The organism is Streptomyces sp. McG3 (assembly GCF_018619185.1).
Classification (GTDB): domain Bacteria; phylum Actinomycetota; class Actinomycetes; order Streptomycetales; family Streptomycetaceae; genus Streptomyces.
The window spans coordinates 1-2,098 of the sequence record NZ_JAAXYC010000541.1; the positions used below are offsets into that span (position 1 = coordinate 1).

General features: G+C 70.0%; 2 protein-coding genes. Both read left to right on the forward strand.

The window, feature by feature from the left end:
• Nucleotides 1-24 precede the first annotated feature (24 nt).
• Nucleotides 25-804, forward strand: coding sequence for an ABC transporter permease (locus HET64_RS38255; protein WP_251146457.1), 780 nt, complete (start codon nucleotides 25-27; stop codon nucleotides 802-804).
• Between the two features lie 60 nt (nucleotides 805-864).
• Entirely contained in the window at nucleotides 865-1,674 is an 810-nt protein-coding gene (gene proC / locus HET64_RS38260; RefSeq protein ID WP_215111821.1) for a pyrroline-5-carboxylate reductase, read from the forward strand.
• Nucleotides 1,675-2,098: the final 424 nt, after the last annotated feature.

The following is a 2,098-nucleotide window of genomic DNA, read 5'->3' on the forward strand; positions in this document are numbered from 1 at the left end:
CAGCGCCTCGACGCCCTGGCCGAGATGACCGGCAAGTCCATCCGCGTCGGCCTCGAACCGGAACCGGGCTGCACGGTCGAGACGACCGCCGACGCCATCGCCCCGCTCACCGACGTGACCCACGACCCCCGAACGATCGCGCTCCTCGTGATCGTCCCGGTCCTGCTGATCACCCTGCTCCGTTACGTCTTCGACGGCGCGGCCGGGACCTTCGACGCCATCGGAGCCTCCCTCCTCGGCATCTTCCCGCTGATCACGATGTTCCTGGTGACCTCGATCGCCACCCTGCGCGAACGCACCTCGGGCACCCTGGAGCGCCTCCTCGCCCTCCCGCTCGGCAAGGGCGACCTCATCGCGGGCTACGCCCTGGCGTTCGGCGCGGTCGCGGTCCTCCAGTCGGCGCTCGCGACGGCCGTCTCCATCTGGCTGCTGGGCCTGGACGTCACCGGCTCGCCCTGGCTGCTCCTCCTGGTCGCCCTGCTCGACGCCCTGCTCGGCACCGCGCTCGGCCTGTTCGTCTCCGCGTTCGCCGCGTCCGAGTTCCAGGCGGTCCAGTTCATGCCGGCGGTGATCTTCCCCCAGCTCCTGCTCTGCGGTCTGTTCACCCCGCGTGAGGCGATGCACCCCGTCCTGGAGGCGATCTCGAACATCCTGCCCATGTCGTACGCGGTCGACGGCATGAACCAGGTCCTCCACCATCCCGACATCACCGGCGACTTCGTCCGCGACATCGCCGTGGTCGCGGGAAGCGCCCTCCTGGTCCTGTGCCTCGGCGCGATCACCCTCCGCCGCCGTACGCCCTGAGAACCCCGATGCGAGGATGACGGGGAGAGCACAGCCCAGCACCGCCCGGAGGGTGAACGCATGACCCAGACAGTCGCAGTCCTCGGCACCGGCAAGATCGGCGAGGCCCTGCTCAGCGGGATGATCCGGGCGGGCTGGCGACCGGCCGACCTCCTGGTGACCACCCGCCGCGGCGACCGGGCCCAGGAGCTCCACACGCGGTACGGGGTCGAGTCCGTCACCAACGCGGAGGCGGCGAAGAACGCCGACATCCTCATCCTCGCGGTCAAGCCGCAGGACATGGGCAAGCTCCTGGACGAACTCGCCCCGCACGTCACCGCCGACCGCCTGGTCATCAGCGCCGCGGCCGGCATCACCACCACGTTCATCGAGGACCGGCTCACCCCGGGCACCCCGGTCGTCCGGGTCATGCCCAACACTCCGGTCCTCGTCGACGAGGGCATGTCCGTCATCTCGGCCGGCAGCCACGCCACCGGCGCGCATCTCGCCACCGCCGAGGAGATCTTCGGCGGCGTCGGCAAGACCCTGCGCGTCCCGGAGTCCCAGCAGGACGCGGCGACCGCCCTCTCCGGCTCCGGCCCCGCCTACTTCTACTTCCTGGTCGAGGCCATGACCGACGCGGGCATCCTGCTCGGTCTGCCCCGCGCCCAGGCCCACGACCTCATCGTCCAGGCCGCGATCGGCGCCGCCGTCATGCTCCGGGACAGCGGCGAACATCCGGTCAAGCTCCGTGAAGCGGTCACCAGCCCGGCCGGCACGACCATCAGCGCCATCCGCGAGCTGGAGAACCACGGAGTGCGCGCGGCCCTCATCGCCGCCCTGGAGGCGGCCCGGGACCGCAGCCGGGAACTGGCCTCCGGCAACGGCTGACGCCCAGCTCAGCCCCACCGTCCGCCCCCGGCCACCGGCGCCACCGGCCGGGGGTTGACACACTCCGGACACATCCGTAGTGTGCTCCGAGTTGTCCGACGTGAGCGCCGACCCCGGTCGGTCCCCGGACAGCCATTCCGCAGTAGCCACGACAGAACGCGCGACCCCGTGTCGCATGCTTTTTCGTGTGCCTGCGCGAAATGAGGAATCCGCGTTCGAAGGAACGCACCCCGATTAGCGTCGGGGGGCAGGATTCCGCTAAAGTCTCACTCGTCGGAACGGCCCAACAGCCGGGAGGACAAGCCCCGCTGACTGGGAATCAGGCCCGAAAGGATCTGATAGAGTCGGACTCGCCGGAAAGGGAAAACGCGAAAGCGAAGGACCTGGAAAGCGAGATGCGAGACCCGCTTCGGCCGGGAATCGG